Source organism: Corallococcus macrosporus (assembly GCF_017302985.1).
Classification (GTDB): Bacteria; Myxococcota; Myxococcia; order Myxococcales; family Myxococcaceae; genus Corallococcus; species Corallococcus macrosporus_A.
In genome coordinates this window covers 1722-20895 of the sequence record NZ_JAFIMU010000012.1, presented here as the reverse complement: position 1 = coordinate 20895, position 19174 = coordinate 1722, and the positions used below count along the sequence as shown (strand labels likewise).

At 72.8% G+C, this 19174-nt stretch carries 1 protein-coding gene (running past one end of the window); it reads right to left on the bottom strand.

Features of this window, described 5'->3' with window-relative positions; all coding sequences use genetic code 11:
* A protein-coding gene (locus JYK02_RS33175) for a non-ribosomal peptide synthase/polyketide synthase (RefSeq protein WP_207056922.1) crosses the window boundary here: on the bottom strand, window positions 1-19174 show its 5' portion. 18305 nt of this gene lie to the left of the window's left edge; the window shows 19174 of its 37479 coding nt (coding positions 1-19174); the start codon lies at window positions 19172-19174; the stop codon falls past the left edge of the window.

Here is a 19174-nt window from a genome sequence, read left to right as displayed (position 1 = left end):
GCTCCTCATCGCCCGCGCGCCACAGCGCGGTGGGAAGACCCGCACCCGCGAGGGCCAGCTCGCCCACCACGCCCGCGGGGACGGGCTGTCCCGCCGTGTCCAGCACCCACGTCTGGAGGTTCGCGGGGATGCGCTCGCGCGGCGTGCGCGGCAGGAGCGCGCCCTCCTGGGCGTCACCGGACAGCCACACCTCCACGCCCGCGGCCCGGTGCAGCGCCGCGCCCAGCTCCACGGACGCGCCCTCCACCACCAGGGCGCCCACGTGGGCCAGCGACTCACGCGCACCGGACAGCTCGCTCAGCGTGCGCGCCAGGCGGGCCGACGTGTGCACCAGCACCGCGCCGGACGCGCGCGCCAGCTCCAGCAGGCCTTCCACGCCGGCCTCCGCCTCCACCAGCACCTGCTCCTGGCGGACGGCGGCCTCCGCGTCCATGCGCTCGCGCACCACGGCCAGCCGGCGCAGTCCTTCCAGCACCACCGGCGTGTCGAGCCCGAAGTCGATGAGGGCCGCCACCTCGTCCACGTCCGCCGCGCGCACGTCGCGCAGCCGCTTGAGGGCTCCGTCCACCGTGCCCACGAGGCCCGTCGTCTTGGCGTGGTTCTCGAACGTGTGCTCCAGCAGCGCGTCGATGTCCTCCGCGGACAGCTTCTTGATCTCGCCCTGGTAGCCCTGGGTGAGCAGCAGCGACGTGACGATGTCCACCGAGCTGCGGAAGTACGCGAGCAGCGGCTTGCGCACGAGGCGCAGCACCTCCTGGTCGTCGTCGCCCAGGTACGTGTGCAGCATGCAGGTGATGTGGCCGCGCCCCGGGTGGCCATTGCGGCGCCACGCCTCACGGTACAGGGCGATCTTCGGCTTCATCTCCTCCAGCGAGTGCGACAGCAGGCCGGTGAGCACGCCCGCGCCCAGCTCACCCGCCATGCGGAAGGTCTCCGGGTTGGACGTGGCGGTGAGCCACACCGGCAGCTCCTTCTGCACGGGCTTGGGCCGCAGCACCGCTTCCATCGTGGTGCCCGCGCCGCCGGGGCGCTTGAACCGCTCTCCGCGCCACAGCGCGCGCAGCGTGGCCAGCTTCTCCACGAGGATCTCGCGGCGCTTCTCGAAGTTGGCCGGCGCGAAGGTGAAGTCCTGCGTGTGCCAGCCCGTGGCCACGGACAGGCCCACGCGGCCCTGGGACAGGTTGTCCACCACGGACCACTGCTCCGCGATGAGCAGCGGATCATGCAGCGGCAGCACCACGCTGCCGGAGCGCAGGTGCAGGTGCTTCGTGATGGTGGCCAGACCCGCCGACACCACGGCCGGCTGCGGGTACAGACCGCCGAAGGAGTGGAAGTGCCGCTCCGGCGTCCACACGGCGGAGAAGCCGTTCGCGTCCGCGAACTTCGCGCCCTCCAGCAGCAGCTCGTACTTCGGGCCCTGGAGCGTGTCCTCGTCGTTGGCGAAGTAGATGAGGCTCAGGTCCATCGCCTTCGCGCGAGGCCCGCCGCCGCCCAGGCTCACCAGCCCCGCGGTGATGCGCTCCGGCGGGTACACCACGCGCAGCCCGCGCGTGAGCGCCCACAGGGCTTCGAGCTCCGGCCGATCCGCGGACGCTTCGCTCGCGGACAGCCACGCGCCGCCATCCGGCGGGGACAGCCGCGCGTCCAGGCCGGTGAAGAACTCCGACAGCTCACGGTGGCCCAGCGCCCACGCGGGCTGGCCCGAACCCGTGGGCAGCAGCCACGCCAGGGCCTGCGCGTCACCGGCCGTGTGGGCGGGTGCGCCCGAAGCCTCCACGTCCTCCACGTACACGACGCGCGAGGCCTCCACGCGCACCGAGGTCACCAGCGCGCGCGTGGTGACGAGCACCGGCACGCGGGCGCCTTCCAGCGCGTAGACGGGCAGCTGCCCCAGGTCCGCGGGGCCCAGCGCGATGCCCGCGCCACCGGCGGCCAGCACGCCCCACAGCGCGGCCAGCTTCTCCGGCGACGAGCGCAGGCACACGGCCACCGGCGTCCCGGCCGTCACGCCCAGGGTCTTCAAGCGCGAGGCCAGCGCGTCCGCGCGCGAGCCCAGCTCGGCCCAGGTCCAGTGCGTGTCCCCGCGCGAGACGGCGGTGGCGTCCGCGTGGCGCGCGCGCCGCTCCGCGAGGAGGGCGGGCACGGAGGTGAAGCCTTGCGAGGCCCGGGGCGCGGGCCAGGCGCGGCGCTCGGCCTCCGTGGCCAGGGGCAGGTGGGAGACGGGCGTCTCGGGCCGGGCGAGCGCGGCGGCCAGCAACACCTCGAAGTGCGCCACGAGCCGCGACACGGTGGACGCGTCGAACAGCTCCGTCGCGTACTCCAGCGCGCCGTGGACGCGGCCGGGGGCCTCGGAGAGCACGAGCGTGAGGTCCGCCAGGGTGGCGCCCCACTGCACGGGCGTGCCCGGCACCTCCACCAGTGAGCCGCGCAGGCCGGTGAGCTCCAGCGTCGTCGCGCCGGCGCCCGCGCCCGTGTGGTAGACGAACACGGAGTCCGTCATGCGGCCGCGGCCGATGTCCTTGCCCGGGATGAGGGCTTCCACCAGGTACTCGAAGGGAACGTCGGGACGCGTCTGCGCGTCGGCGACCTCGTCACGCACCTGGGCGAGCAGGTCGCGGAACGTGAGCCCGTCCGTGAAGCGCGTGCGGAACGCCGCCGAGTGCGCCACGTAGCCGATGAGCGGCAGCAGCTCCGGCCGCGTGCGGTTGGCGATGGGCGTGCCGACGATGACGTCCGTCTGCCCGCTGTAGCGGTGCAACAGCGCCTGCCACGCGGCGAGCACGGTCATGTAGCCGGTGAAGCCCTCGCGGCGCGTGAAGGCCGTGAGGTCGCGGGCGAGCGTGGGCGGGAAGTCCACGCTCATGCGCGCGGAGGTGAGCGGGCTCTCCGGGGGGCGCGGGCGGTCCGTGGGCAGGTCCAGCTTGCGCGGCATGCCGGCCAGCCGCTGCCGCCAGCCCTGGTCCTGCTCCGGCAGCCGGTTGCCCGCGATGCTGTGGCGCTGCCACGCACCGAAGTCCGCGTACTGCAGGGGCAGCGGGGGCAGGGGAGACGGACGTCCCTGGAGGAACGCGTTGTAGAGGTGGACCAGCTCCTGGACGAAGAGCGCGATGGAGAGCGTGTCGCTGACGATGTGGTGGATGCCGCCCATCAGCATGTGCAGCCGCGTATCCAGGCGGACCAGGGTGGTGCGCACGACGGGGCCGTTGACGAGGTCGTAGGGCCTGGCGGCGTCCTCGCGAGCGAGCCGCATGGCCTCGGGTTCGCGCGTCTCCATGGGGCCGCGCAGCTCCACGCGGGTGAGCGGGACGCGCATGTGCGCGTGGAAGCGCTGCACGGGGCGGCCGTCCACGACGTCGTAGGTGGTGCGCAGTGCTTCGTGGCGCTGGACGATCTCCTGGATGCCGCGCTCCAGCACGTCGGCGTTCACGTCGCCTTCGAGCCGCAGGACGAACGGGATGTTGTACGCGGACTGGCCGGGCAGGTGCTGCTCCAGGCGCCAGACGCGCTCCTGCACGAAGGACAGGGGCAGCTCGCCGGTGCGAGGCAGCGGCACCAGGGGGAGCTCCACGGAGACGGGGGCCTGCGGGGCCTGGCGCAGCAGGGGCACCAGGCGCTCCGCGATGCCCGCGACGGTGGGAGCCTCGAAGAGGGCCGCGAGCGGCAGGTTCACGCCGAAGGCGTCACGCACCTGGTTGAGGAGCTGGGCGGCCGTCAGCGAGTTGCCGCCAATCTCCAGGAAGTCGTCGTTGCGGCCGACGAACTCCAGGCCCAGGCGCTCGCGCCACAGCGCGGCCACGCGTTCCTCCACCTCACCGCGAGGAGCATCGTCGCGGACGGGAGGCTTCGAGGAGGCCGGGGCCGCGGAGACAGGCTCGTCGAAGTCTGCGGCGTCGGTGCGCGTGGGCATCTGGGACCTGTCGAAGGGTGCGGCGCCGGTCTGAGGCTGGGAGGCGGAGGTGGAAGGCGTCGACGGAGGTCCGTCGAAGGAGGAGGTCTCGGTCAGCGTCGCCACGCGACCCGTGCCGGAGAACGCGGTCTGGGTCGCCCCGTGGGTGCTTCCGAAGGACGAAGACCCCGTCTGGGTCGCGGCGTAGGGCCCGTTGTTGAAGGACGCGGTCGTCTGGGTCGCGGCGCCAGGGCCGCTGTCGAAGGACGTCGCTCCGGCATGGGGCGCTACCCGGCCAGTTGCATCGAAGGACGAGGCCGCCGTCTGCATCGCCGCGTAGGGGTCGAAGGACGCGGCCGGCTGCTGTATCGCCGCGTAGGGGTCGAAGGACGCGGCCGGCGTCTGGGTCGCGGCCCGCGGCCCGCTGTCGAAGGACGCGGACGCAGCGCCCATTAGCGAAGACGACGGCCCTGCCATGCGGTTGTCGGTGGGCGGTGCCACCCGGCCTGTCCCGCTCAGATGCGCGGTGCTGGACAGCCCGTCGGTTCCTCCTCCATCAGCGCCATGCACCTGCGCTGGAGAACGCGTGCCCGTGGTAATGCGGCCAGACGCAGGAGCTTGTGCCTTCGCTTCCACCCAGACCGTCTTCTCCTGGAAGACGTACGTGGGCAGGTGCATCCGCAGGCGCTGCTCGTGCGCGTAAAACGCGTTCCAGTCCACCGCGACGCCCGCGGTCCACAGCTCTCCCACGGCCTGGAGCCAGCCCATCTGCTCCGTCGTCGCCCCGCTCACGCGCAGCGACGCCAGCGCCTGGACGCGGCTGCGGCCGTTCTCCTCGCGCGTCAGGTTCGCGCGCACCAGCGGCGTCACGTCCTGACCGGGGCCCACCTCCAGCAGCACCGCGCAGCCTTCCTCCTGGAGCGTCTCCACCGCGCGGGTGAAGTGCACCGGCCTGCGCATCTGCTCCGTCCAGTAGCGCGGATCCGCGAGCTGCCCCGGCTGCGCCACCGTCCCCGTGAGGCTGGACACGTAACGCACCGTCGGCTCCGACCGGCGCAGCGTCCCCACCACCCGGGCCAGCTCCGGCATCACCGGCTCCACGTCCACCGAGTGGAACGCGTGCGGCGCGGGCATGCGCACCGCTCCGGCCTTGCGGCCCTTCAGCTCCGCCTCCAGCCGCTCCACTTCCTCCACCGGCCCGGACACCACGCAGCGGTCCGGCGCGTTCACCGCCGCCAGCTCCAGCCGGCCCGACAGCAGCGGCTGCACCTGCGCGACAGGCAGCGCCACCGCGAGCATCGCCCCCGGCGGCATGCGGTGCATCAGCTCCCCGCGCGCCACCGTGAGGCGCATCGCGTCCTCCAGGGACAGCACGCCCGCGACACACGCCGCCGCGTACTCCCCGAAGCTGTGCCCCATCACTGCGTAGGGCGTCACGCCCAGGTCCTGCCACAGCCGAGCCAGCGACACCTGCACGCTGAACAACGCGGGCAGCGCCACGCGCGTGTCCGCCAGCGCCGCCGAGGCCTCCGCCTCCGCGCCGGCCTCCGGCGACAGCAGCTTCGACACCCGCGCCCGCAGCGGCGCCTCCATCAGCGCGAGGCACGCGTCCAGGTGCGCGCGGAACCGGGGCGACGCCTCCGCCAGCTCACGCCCCATCGCGACCCGCTGCGCGCCCTGGCCGGAGAACACGAACGCCACGCGCGGCGCGCGCTTCTCGCCTTTGACGGCAATCACCGGCTTGCCCAGCTGCCGCGCCAGGTCCGCCGCGTCCTTCACCACCAGCGCCTTGCGGAACTCGAACGCCTTGCGCCCCACGGCGTGCGTGAAGGCCAGGTCCGCCAGCGCCTGCGCGTCCATGCCCTCCGCCACGTGCGCGTCCAGTTGCCGCGCCGCCGCCTGCAACGCCTCCTGCGAGCGCGCGGAAAGCACGACGACCTGGTGGGACCGCGTGGTGGAACCACTCTGCCGCATGGGGGCTTCCTCGAGGACCGCGTGGGCATTGGTACCGCCAATGCCGAAGGAGCTGACCGCGGCGAAGCGGGGCGTCTCGCCCCGGGGCCACGACCGCAAGGTGGTGTTGACGAAGAACGGCCCCGCGTCGAAGTCGATCTGCGGATTGGGCCGCTCGAAGTGGAGGCTGGGAGGAATCTCCCCGTGGTGCAGCGACAGCGCGGCCTTCATGAGCCCCGCGAGGCCCGCGACCGTGTCCAGGTGGCCCACGTTCGTCTTCAGCGACGCCAGCGCGATGCTCCCGCGGCGCTCGGCGCCCAGGCCGTATGCGCGAGTCAGCGCCGCCACTTCAATCGGGTCGCCCAGCGGCGTCGCGGTGCCGTGGGCCTCCACGTAGCCCACGGCCTCCGGGGACACGCCCGCGTTGGCCAGCGCCTGGGACACGACGGCGGCCTGGCCCTGCACGCTGGGCGCGGTGAAGCCGGACTTGTTCCGGCCGTCGTTGTTGAGCGCCGAGCCCCGGATGACGGCGTAGATGGCATCCCCATCCCGCACCGCGTCCTCCAGGCGCTTGAGCACCACCGCGCCCACGCCGTTACCGGACAGCGTGCCGCCCGCCTTCGCGTCGAACGCGCGGCAGTGGCCGTCCGGCGAGAAGATGAGCCCCTCCTGGTGCACGTAGCCCGTGCGCTGCGGCACGGACAGGCGCGTCGCGCCCGCGAGCGCCACGTCGGACTGGCCCGTGCGCAGGCTCTGGCAGGCCAGGTGCACCGCCACCAGACCCGTGGAGCACGCGGTGTAGAGCAGCGTGCTCTCACCCGTGAGCCCCAGCTTGAAGGACGTCTTCGTCGCCAGGCTCTCGTGCGTGGCGGTGCCGTGCAGCTCCATGAACGACGCCGCGTCCAGCGGCATCGCCTGGCGCACGGCGTCCGTGTACCCGGAGCCCGTGGCCCCCGCGTACAGCGAGATGGCGCCCGGGAAGCGGTCCGGATCAATCCCCGAGTCCTCCAGCGCGGCCCACGCCGTCTGGAGGAACAGCCGCTGCTGCGGATCCGTGAACTGCGCCTCGCGCAGGCTCATGTCGAAGAAGGCGTGGTCGAACTTGTCCACGCCGTGGATGACGCCCGCGGCCGGCACGAAGGCCGGGTGGTGCCACAGCTCCACGCCCTCCGGCAGGGCGGGCATGTGCTCCAGCTCCTCCGGCGAGAAGCGCGAGATGGACTCCACGCCCCCGCGCAGGTTGCTCCAGAACTCCGCCACCGTCATCGCGCCGGGGAAGCGGCCCGCCATGCCGATGATGGCGATGCCACCGGAAGCGCCCGCCTTCGGGGCCTCGCGAGGACGATGCCCCGGAGCCGGGGACGCGGGCGGGGCAATTCCCGGGCCCTGCGATTCGCGCTCCAGGCGCTGGACGATGCCTTCGAGCGTGGGGTGCTCGAACAGCCACACCACGGGCACCTCGCGCTGGAGCTCCTCGCGCAGGCGCGCGGCCAGGCGCACCACGGTCAGGGACGTGGCGCCCAGGTCCTCGAAGAGGTGGTCCTGCGCGCCCACCTTGTCCGTGCCCAGCTCGCGAGCGAAGACAGGCGCCAGCCGCTGCTCCAGCGGGTGCGAGGGCTCCACGAACCGGCCCTGCCGTCCGGTGGACGCGGCGTCCGGCGCGGGCAGCGCCTTGCGGTCCACCTTGCCGCTGGGGTTGAGGGGCAGGGTGGCCAGCGTCACGAACACCGACGGGACCATGTACTCCGGCAGCCGCTGCCGCAGCGCCGTGCGCATGGCCTGCGCCTCCAGCACCTGCCCCATGCGGGGCATCGCGTAGGCGACCAGCCGCTTGTCCCCGGCCACGTCCTCGCGCACCACCACCGCGGCCTCCTGCACCGCGGGCAGGTCGCGCAGGGCGGCCTCCACCTCCGCCAACTCGATGCGGAAGCCGCGCACCTTCACCTGGTGGTCCGCGCGGCCCAGGAACTCCAGCGTCCCGTCCGCGCGCCAGCGGACCAGGTCGCCCGTGCGGTACAGCCGCGCGCCCGGAGTCGCGCCGTGCGCGTCCGGAACGAAGCGCTCCGCCGTGAGGTCCGGCCGAGACACGTAGCCGCGCGCCACGCCGTCACCGCCGAGGAACAGCTCACCCGGCACGCCCACCGGCACCGGGTGCAGCCGCGCGTCCAGCACGTACACCGACGTGTTGGAGAGCGGCGCGCCAATGGGCACCGACAGCGACACCTGCTCCGGCCGCTCCACCGTGAAGGCGGTGGCGACGACGGAGCATTCCGTGGGGCCGTAGGCGTTGGTGAAGGGGATGCCCAGCGACTCCACGGCCTTGCGCACGTGCGGCACGGAGACGATGTCGCCGCCCGCGTGCAGCTCCCGCAGCCGCCCGAGGATGTCCGGCCGGTGCTCCATCAACTGCGAGAAGAGGCCGGAGGGCAGGTGGACGAACGTGACGCCGTGGCGCTCCACCACGCGGGCCAGGGTGTCCATGTCCCCCGCGGGCACGTTGCCCGGGAAGACGACGAGCCGGCCGCCATGCAGCAGCGGCGTCCACAGCTCCAGCACGGAGCCGTCGAAGGACACAGGCGCGAAGAGCAGCCCCGTGTCACGAGCGCCGTAGCGCGTGTAAGGCGCCGAGTGCATCAGGCGCAGCAGACCGCGCTGCTCGATGCCCACGCCCTTGGGCCGTCCGCCGCTGCCGGAGGTGAAGATGACGTAGGCCAGGTGTCGCGGCCCCACGCCGGACTCCGGCGCGGTGGCGGGCTGATCCGCCAGCGACGGCTCCTCCAGGAACAGACAGGGCAGGGACGCGTCCGGCAGGTGCAGCCGTCCGCGCAGCTCGCGCGTGGTGACGAGCAGGTGCGGACGCGCATCCTCCAGCATGAAGCTCAGCCGCTGCGCGGGATACGAAGCATCCAGCGGCACGTAAGCGCCGCCCGCCTTGAGGATGCCGAGCACCGTGACGACGAAGCCCACGGAGCGCTCCAGGCACAGCGCCACCGGCACGTCCGGCCCTACGCCCTTGGCCCGCAGGACATGCGCAAGCTGATTCGCCCGGGCATCCAGCTGCGAGTACGTCAGCCGCTCATCCCCGTCCTCCACCGCGATGGCGTCCGGCTGCCGCGCGGCATGAAGCTCGAAGCGCGCCGCGACGGTGCTGTCGGAGGGGTAGGGAAGCGCGGTGTCGTTCCACGCGACGAGCACCTGCTGGCGCTCCTCCGGCGTGAGCCACGGCAGCGCGGAGACCGGCACGTCCGGGCCGGCGACGGCGGCCTCCAGCAGCACGCGCAGGTGTCCGGAGATCCGGGCAATGGTGTCGCGCTCGAAGAGGTCGGTGCTGTACTCGATGGAGCCGCGCAGTCCGTCCGGCGTCTCCGTGAGCAGCAGGCCCAGGTCGAAGTGCGCCGTGCCCGCGTCCACCTCCAGCAACTCCATCCTCAAGCCCGGCGCTTCAAGCGCCCCGGCCGGAGCGTTCTGGAGCGCGAACACGGCCTGCACCAGCGGCGTGCGGCCCAGGTCGCGAGGCACCTGGAGTTCCTCCACCAGCTTCTCGAACGGCAGGTCCTGGTGCTCGTAGGCCGCGAGCGTCGTGTCCCGCACCTGTCCCAGCAGTGTGCGGTACGACGCCTCCGGACGGACGTGCGCCCGCAGCGCCAGCGTGTTGACGAAGAAGCCGACCAGCCCCTCCACGTCGCCATGCGTGCGGCCCGCGATGGGAGCGCCGACGAGCAGGTCCTCCTGCCGGCTGTAGCGCGACAGCAGCACCTGCCACACGGCCAGCAGCGCCATGAACGGCGTGGCACCTTCGGCGCGGGCAAGCCCCGCCAGACGGTCCGTCAGGTCGCGAGGCACGTGCACGGGAAGCAGCGCACCGTGCGGGGACCGCGTCGTGGGACGCGGCTTGTCGGTGGGCAGGTCCAGGACCCGAGGCGCACCGGCGAGTTGTTCCTTCCACCACGCGACTTCATCGGCGAGCACGTCGCCCTGGAGCCAGCCGCGCTGCCACGCCGCGAAGTCCGCGTACTGGATGGGCAGGGCGGGCAGGGACGGCGCCGCGCCGGAAGCAAAGGCCGCGTAGGCCGTGGCCACCTCACGCACCATCACGCCCAGCGACCAGCCGTCGGAGACGACGTGGTGCATGCCCAGCAGCAACACGTGGTGCGACGGGGTCAGCCGCAGCAGCCGGGTGCGCAGCAGCGGTCCCGTGCCCAGGTCGAAGGGCCGGCCGGCCTCCTCGCGCGCCAGCCGCTGCACCTCCGCCTCGCGGTCCGCCGCCGGCACGCCGCCCAGGTCCGTCAGGGGCAGGGCCAGGTGGGGCGTGGGCTGGATGATCTGGACGGGGTCACGGCCCTTCAGGGCGAACGTGGTGCGGAGCGCCTCGTGACGTTCGACGAGCAGCTCCAGCGCGCGGCGCAGGGCCTCCGCGTCCAGCGCGCCCTCCAGCCGCACCGCGCCCAGCAGGATGTACGGCGTGGCACCGGGCTGGAGCTGTTCCACCAGCCACAGCCGCTGCTGTGCGAACGACAGGGGCAGCTCACCATCACGGGCGACCTTGCGGATCGCGGGCACGCGCGGCAGGTCGGAGCGGGAGAGGAGCTGCGCCTCCACCTGCTCGGTGACACCGGCGACGGTGGCGCCCTCGAAGAGGCCGCGCAGGGGCAGCTCCACCTGGAAGGTGGAACGCACGCGCGACAGCAGCCGCGTGGCCAGCAGCGAGTGGCCGCCCAGCGCGAAGAAGTCATCGTGCACGCCCACCTGCGGCACGCGCAGCACGTCGCGGAACAGATCCGCGATGCGCTGCTGGAAGGGCGTCATCCGTACGGGCTTCTCCGGCGCTGCCGCCGCGACCGAGCGCGCATCCGGAGGGGGCAGGGCCTTGCGGTCCACCTTGCCCACGGGCGTGAGCGGAAGGGCGTCCAGTTGCACGAACGCACCGGGCACCAGCGGCGCGGGCAGCCGTTCGGACACGAAGGCTCGCAGCTCCGCCGCGTCCAGCGGGGCCTTCGGCACGTACCACGCCACCAGGCGCGGATCGCCCACACCATCGTCCAGCACCCCGGCCGCCGAGGCCTTCACCGACGGGTGCTGACGGATGATGGCCTCCACCTCGCCCAGCTCGATGCGGAAGCCGCGCAGCTTCACCTGCGTGTCCATACGGCCCAGGAACTCCAGCGTGCCGTCCGCCATCCAGCGCACGCGGTCGCCCGTGCGGTACAGCCGCGCCCCGGGCACGTCACCGAAGGGCAGGGGCACGAAGCGCTCGGCCGTCAGCGCGGGGCGGCCCAGGTAGCCCCGGCTCACGCCGTCGCCGCCCAGGTACAGCTCGCCCGGGATGCCCACGGGCACGGGCTGCAGGTGCGCATCCAGCACGTACGTCCGGCAGCGCGTCATCGGCCGGCCGATGGGCACGATGGTCACGTGCTCGGACAGGCCGTTGAGGACCTGCGTGCTGGCGCCCACGGTGATCTCCGTGGGGCCATAGAAGTTCACCAGCTGCACCGGCGGTCCGGCGCGCAGCACGGCGCGGATCGCATCCGCGTTCGCGGCCTCACCCGCGAAGTAGACCGCCCGCATCGTGGCGAACGCGTCGGGGACCTCTCGCGCCACGACGTGGAACAGGGCCGTGGGGAACATGGCCACGGTGGCGCCCGTCTCACGCAGCACGCGCGCAAGCTGCGCCGGAGCCAGCGTCACGTCGCGAGGCAGGATGACGAGCCGCGCGCCGTTGAGCAGCGCGCCCCAGACCTCGAACGTCGCGATGTCGAACGACGGCGTCCCGCCCTGCACCATCCGGTCGTCCGGAGTGACCTGGAGGTAGTTCGTGTCCCGCACCACGTGCACGACGGACGCGTACGTGACGCCCACGCCCTTGGGCGTGCCCGTGGAGCCCGACGTGTACAGCACGTAGATCAGCTGGTTCGGCAGCAGCCGCACGCCCGGCGAGGACGTGTCGTGGCGCTCGAGCTCCTCCCGGTCCGCCTCCAGGCTCACCGTGGGCCAGGCCCGGTCCTGGACGGCCTCGGGCAGCGAGCGCTCCGTCACCACCAGCGACAGCCCCGCGTCCTGGAACATGAACATCAGGCGCGACGCCGGATAGGCCGGATCCAACGGCACGTAAGCGCCGCCCGCCTTGAGGATGCCGAGCATGCCCACGACGAGGTCCAGGCCGCGCTCCACGCACAGGCCCACGCGGCCCTCGGGCTGGAGCCCCCGGGCCAGCAGGTGCCGCGCCAACTGGTTCGCGCGCGCATCCAGCGCCGCGTACGTGAGCGTGCGGCCCTCGTGCTCCACGGCGATGGCGTCGGGGGCGCGACGGACCTGCATGTCGAAGAGGTCCAGCAGGGGCGGCTCGCGCAGCGGCCGGACGTCCGGCGCGCTGAAGTCGTTGAGCACCTGCTCACGCTCCGCCTCGGCCATCAGGGGCAGCAGGCGCACAGGCGTCGAGGCCTCGCGAGCCACGGCCTCCAGCAGCACCCGGAAGTGGGTGGCGAACCGCGCCGCCGCGTCCGCGGAGAAGAGGTCGCGGCTGTATTCGAGCGCCCCCTCCAGGCCGCCGTCCCGCGCGGTCAGCGACAGGATGAGGTCGAAGCGCGCGGTTTCCGTCGACGTGGGCAGCCGCTCCACGCGGACGCCGGGCAGGGACGGTGCGGACAGCGGCGCGTTCTGCAGCACGAACATCACCTGGAACAGCGCGGTCCGGTCGCCGCCGCGCGCCTGCGCCACCGCCTCCACGAGCTGCTCGTAGGGCACGTCCTGGTGCGCGAACGCGGCCAGGGAGGACTCGCGCACGCGCTCCAGGAGCTGGGAGAAGCGGGGGGCTCCGTCCAGGCGCGCGCGCAGCACCAGCGTGTTGAGGAACACGCCGATGAGGGGCTCCAGCTCCGGCCGGGTGCGGTGCGCCACGGGCGTGCCCACGGCGAAGTCGTCCTGCCCGGAGTAGCGCGACAGCACGGCCTGGTAGCCGGCCATCAGCACCATGAACAGCGTGGCGTCATGCGCGCGGCCCACCTGCTCCAGCGAGCGCACCAGCGACGCGGGCAGCGTGAAGACGTGCGTGTCCCCGCGCGTCGACCGCGTCCCGGGCAGCCCCTGCGCGGCGGGCAGGGTGAGCACGGGCACGTCCTTCAGGGACTCGCGCAGCGCGCCCAGGTTGGCCCGCGAGGTATCGGAGTCCTCCTGCTGGCGCTGCCATGCGGCGAAGTCCGCGGCCTGCACCTCCAGCGCCGGCAGCGGCGACGGCTGTCCCGCCGCGAGCGCCGAGTAGAGGCTGCCCACCTCGTGCACGAGCACGCCCATGGACCAGCCATCCGTGACGATGTGGTGCATGCACAGCAGCAGCACGTGTTCGTCCGGGGCCAGCCGCAGCAGGCGCGTGCGCATCAGCGGACCGGTGCCCAGGTCGAACGGCCAGGTCGCGTCCTCGCGCATGCGCTGGCGCAGGGTGGCCTCGCGCGCGTCACCTTCGGGGAGCGTCTCCACCGGGAGCGGCCACTCCGCGGGCGGAGCGTGGATGCGCTGGAGCGGCTGACCGTCGCGCTCCTCGAACGTCGTGCGCAGCGGTTCGTGCCGGCGGACGACCTCCGCGAAGGTGCGGCGCAGCACCTCCACGTCCAGGGGGCCGGAGAGCCGCAGGGCCAGGGGGATGTTGTAGAGGGCCTGACCGGGCTCCAGCCGGTCCAGGAACCACATGCGCTGCTGCGCGAGCGACAGCGGCAGCGCGCCGTCGCGGGGCACGGTGGGGATGGGCGTGGCGGGATGCCGCGACGGAAGCGCCTCGATGCGCTCCGCGAGCCGCGCCACGGTGGGCGCGTCGAACAGCGCACGCACGGGCAGGTCCACGCCGAACCGAGCGCTCACGCGGGTGATGAGCTGGGTGGCCAGCAGCGAATGCCCACCGAGCGCGAAGAAGTCATCGTGCGCGCCCACGCGCTCCACGTGCAGCACGTCCTGGAACAGCGCGGCCACCTGGGCCTGGAGCGGCGTCAGGGGGCCGGCATCCCCGGTGGTGGTGACGGCCGTGGGGGCGGGCAGGGCGCGGCGATCCACCTTGCCGTTGGGCGTGAGGGGCAGGGCGCCCAGGCCGACGAAGGCCGAGGGCACCATGTAGCCGGGGAGGCGGGAGCGCAGGTGTTCACGCAGGGCGTCCGCGTCCACGGAGGCGGGGACGACGTAGGCCACGAGGCGCTGTTCGCCGGGCACGTCCTCGCGCACGGTGACCACGGCCTCGCGGACCTCGGGGTGCGTGCGGAGCGCGGCGTCGATTTCACCGGGTTCGATGCGGAAGCCCCGCAGCTTCACCTGGTGGTCGATGCGGCCCAGGAACTCCAGCGTCCCGTCCGGGAGCCAGCGCGCCCGGTCCCCCGTGCGGTACATCCGCGTGCCCGGCTCGTCGCGGAACGCGTCCGGCACGAAGCGCTCGGCCGTCAGGTCCGGGCGGCCCAGGTAACCGCGCACCACGCCTTCACCGCCGATGAACAGCTCCCCGGGAACACCGACCGGCATCGGTTGCAGCCGGGCGTCCAGGATGTAGAGCCCGGTGTTCGCCAGCGGCCGTCCCAGCGACACCGTTCCAGCGGTGTCCGTCTCCACGCGATGCATGGACGACCACACCGTCGTCTCGGTGGGGCCGTACATGTTGAGCAGGGCAGGGACGTGCTCGCGCAGCCGCGAGGCCAGGCTGCCCGGAAGGGCTTCACCGCCCACGAGCAGTTGCCGCAGGCCGCGCAGTGCATGCAGTGCCCGGGGCTCTTCCGCGACGGCGCGCGCGTAGGACGGCGTGCACTGGAAGTGGGTGACGGCGTGCTGCTCCAGCGCCTCCGCGAGCGCGGCGGGCTCCAGGCCCGTGGGCGCGAGCACCACCTGGAAGCCGCGCGTCCAGGACCAGAGCAGCTCCAGCACGGAGATGTCGAAGGAGATGCTCGTCATCGCCAGCCACGTGCCCGGGCACGGCGAGACGTGCGCATCCATCGCGCGGAAGAAGTTCATCACCGTCCGGTGCGGCACGCCGACGCCCTTGGGGCGCCCCGTCGAACCGGACGTGTAGAGCACGTACGCGAGCGTCCGCGCGTCACTCGCGGACCGCACGAAGTCCCCGCCTACGGAGGGGTCCACGTCGTCGAGGAAGAGCCGGCGCTCCACCGGCACCGCGACCACGTCCTCCAGGTGACGAGGACTCACGAGAACCTTCGCCCCGGAGTCCTCCCACATCGCGGCGAGCCGCTGTGCAGGGTAGGCCGGATCCAGCGGCAGGTACGCCGCGCCCGCCTCCAGGATGCCGAGCAACCCCACGGCCAGCTCCGCCGTGCGGTCCACGCACAGCCCCACGACGGACTCCGGTCCTACGCCACGCTGCCTCAGCGTGTGCGCCAGGGCCCGGGCTCGAGCACGAAGCTCGCGGTACGTGAGCCGCGTCTCCCCGGCGACGAGCGCCACGGCATCCGGGGTGCGCGCCACCTGCGCCGCGAAGCGCGCGGAGATGGTGGCGTCGGAGGGGAACTCGATGTCGGGTCCGCGCGAGAGGGCGCGCAGGTGCTCCGACTCCGAGGCGTCCAGCCACGGCAGCGCATCCACGCGACGCGACGGGTCCGCGACGGCGGCCTCCAGCAGCACGCGCAGGTGGCCAGCGAGGCGGGCCACGGTGTCCGCGTCGAAGAGGTCGGTGGCGTACTCCAGCCAGCCCTCGAAGCCCCGAGCGGACTCGGAGAGCGACAGCGTCAGGTCGAACATCGCCGTGCCGGGGTGCACGTCCAGCAGCTTCGACTGGAGGCCCGGCAGCACGGGGGCGCCCACCTGCGCGCCCTGGAGGATGAACATGACCTGGAAGAGGGGCGTGTGCCCGCGCTCGCGCGTGGGCTGAAGCGCTTCCACCAGCTTCTCGAAGGGCACGTCCTGGTGCGCGTACGCGCCCATGGCCGTCGCGCGCACCCGGCCCAAAAGCTCACGGAAGGTGGGCGCACCGGACAGCCGCGTGCGCATCACCAGCGTGTTGACGAAGAAGCCCACCAGCCCCTGGAGCTCCGCACGTCCCCGGCCCGCGATGGCCGTGCCCACGCTGACGTCGTCCTGTCCGGCGCGGCGAGCGAGCACCGCCTGGAAGCCCGCCAGCAGCACCATGAAGGGCGTGACGCCTTCGCGCACCGCCAGCTTGCGCACTGCTTCAGCCAGCCGGGAGTCCAGCACCACCGGCACCCGCGCGCCTTGAGTTCCACGCTCGGCGGGACGAGGCCGGTCCGTGGCCAGCTCCAGCAACCGGGGTGCACCCGCAAGCTGCTTGCGCCAGTAGTCCAGTTGCGAAGTCAGCGCGGCGCCGTCCAGCCACTCCCGCTGCCACTCCGCGTAGTCCGCGTATCCCAGCGGCAGCGCGGGCAGCGGAGAAGGCCGGCTCTCACGCAGCGCCGCGTAGAGGGCGGACACCTCACGCACCAGCACGGCCATGGACGTGCCGTCCGACACGGCATGGTGCATGACGAGCACCAGCACATGCGTGCGTGCATCCAGCGTCAGCAGCGTGGCGCGAACCAGCGGCCCCTGCGCCAGGTTGAACGGGCGGCGGGCTTCTTCATGAGCAAGGCGGGAGGCTTCAGCCTCGCGGGCTTCCAGAGGCAGGGACTCCAGCGACACGCGGGCCAGCGGCAGCACCGCGTCCTTCGCGATGAGCTGAAGGGGCCGTCCGTCCTGACTGCCGAAGGACGTCCTCAGCGCGTCATGGCGCGCGGCGAGCGCCGTGAGGCTGCCCTCCAGCGCGGCTACGTCCAGGTCGCCTTCCAGGCGCACGGCCGCGGGGAGGTTGTACGCCACGTCGCCCGGTGCGTACTTGTCCAGGAACCACAACCGCGCCTGAGCGAAGGACACAGCCCGGGCACCCTCGACGTCCCGGCGACGCAGCGTGCTCGAAGCCGGCCCCGTCGACGCTCGAAGCGTGAGCAGTTGCCGCGCCAGCGACGTGATGCTCGGCCCCTGGAGCAACCACTCCATGGGAACCGTCAGGCCCGTGCCCGTGCCCACCTCGTGGGCCAGCTCCACCGCGCCCAGAGAGTCCAGTCCGAAGCGCGTGACCGGAGCCTCGACGTCGATCTCCTCACGGCGCATGCGCACGTGCCGCGCCACGATGTCGCGCAGCCACGCCACCAACGCTTCCGCGTCCGGCTTCGCAGCCAGCGCCGCCGGATCCCGCCCAGACGAAGCATGCGAACCCGAAGCGCCCGAGGCCTCGCGCGCGCCAGGACCCGTGCCAGGGGATCCATGCGCCCCGGAAGCACCTGCCGCCTCGCGTGCGCCGGAACCCGTGCCAGAGGATCCGTGCAGACCGGAGGCGGCCGAAACGTCGCGTGCTCCGGATCCCGTGCCAGAGGGACCATGCGAACCCGAAGCGCCCGACGCCCCGCGTACGTCAGGACCCGTGCCAGTCGCGTCGCGTGCGCCAGGACCCGCGCTGAGGGAGCCATGCGAACCAGATGCAGCCGATGGTCCGGAGCCTGTGCTGGGGGAGCCATGCGATCCCGAAGCGCCCGATGCGAGAACAGACCCGGCGATGCTGGAACCCGAGGGAAGGGGAGCTTCCGACAACGCACCCGGCCCACCGGGCAGTTCCTCCCGCCAGGCCATCACCTCCTGGAACGTCCCGGTCAGGAAACCCGTGCGGCACGCGTGCCGCTGCACCTTGCCGCTGGACGTCTTGGGCAGGCTGCCCGGCTCGATGAGCACCACCGCGTGCGCCTGCACCTCGTGCGACTCCGCCAGCCGCTGCCGGATGGCCCCCACCGCCGCGTCCGCCGCCGCCAACTGCTCACGCAGCCCACCCAACCGCCGGACGTCCAGCTCCTGCACGACGACCGCGCGCTCTTCGCCCGCCACCTCCACCGCGAACACCGCGCCGCCACCCGGCCGCAGCATCGGGTGCGCCAGCTCCACCGTCGCTTCCAGGTCCTGCGGATAGTGGTTCCTGCCTCGCAGGATGATCAGGTCCTTGCGCCGCCCGGTGACGTACAGCTCGCCATCCGGCCGCAGGAACCCCAGGTCTCCCGTGCGCAGATACGGCCCGGAAGCATCACCGGCGATGCGCGCCTGGAACGTCTCGCGCGTCGCATCCTCGCGACCCCAATACCCCTGGGCGACGCTCGGCCCTGACACCCAGACCTCGCCCACTTCACCCGAGACGCGCCGCTCCAGCGTCTCCGGATCCACGATGGCGATTTTCTGCTCCGCCAGCGTCCGGCCACACCCCACCAGCGTCCGCGCCCCGGGCTCCGCCGCGCCCACTTCCTCCGCGCGATGCCGCTCCAGCGCTCCACCCGAAAGCGTCACCGACACCGGCGGAGCCGACTTCTCGCCTCCGGAGACGATGAGCGTGCCTTCCGCCAGTCCGTAGCAGGGATAGAACGCCTCGCGCCGGAAGCCGCTCGGACCGAACGCCTCCACGAAGCGGTCCAGCGTTTCCGGGCGGATGGGCTCCGCGCCGCAGAACGCGACCTCCCAGCGGCTCAAGTCCAGCGCCTGGCGCTGCTCCGGCGTGCTCTTGCGCACGCACAAATCGAACGCGAAGTTCGGCCCGCCGCTGATGGTGCCCCCGAAGCGCGACACCGCCTCCAGCCACGCCATGGGCCGCTTGAGGAACGCCATCGGTGACATCAGCGCCACCGGGAAGCCACCGTACAGCGGCTCCAGGATGCCGCCGATGAGCCCCATGTCGTGGTACGGCGGCAGCCAGATGACGCCCACGCTGTCCGAGCGCGCCCCGAACGCGCCGTGGATCAGCGACAGGTTGTGCAGCAGGTTCCCGTGCGTGAGCATCACGCCCTTCGGCGTGCCCGTGCTCCCGGACGTGTACTGGAGGAACGCGAGCGACTCCGCCCCCACGCCCTCGGGCGCCACCCAGTCCCGCTCGCCGCCCTCCGGCAGCGCGTCCGTCGCCATCCAGTGCAGCGCGCGGAAGTCCGGCGCCTGCTCGAAGACGAAGTCCGACAGGTCCAGGATGCCGGATGTGGTGAGCACCACTGACGCACGCGCGTCCTGGATGATGGCGCGCAGGCGGGGCAGGGTGCGCTCCAGCCGCATCGGATCCGGCGGATACGCGGGCACCGCCACCGCGCCCGCGTACAGACACCCGAAGAAGCCCGCGACGTAATCCAGCCCCGGCGGGTACAGGAGCAGCACGCGCTCGCCCACCGCGCCACGCTCACGCAGCGCCGTCGCGATCCTCCGCGCGCGCACGTCGAGGTCCGCCGCGCTCCAGACGGTCTCCTCGCCGTCGCCGTCTCCCAAAAAGGTATAGAGCGGCGCGTGGGCGGAAGGCCCTTGGACAAGCTTCAGCAGGACGCCAGGAAGGGTTCGCGAGAAGTCGGGCAC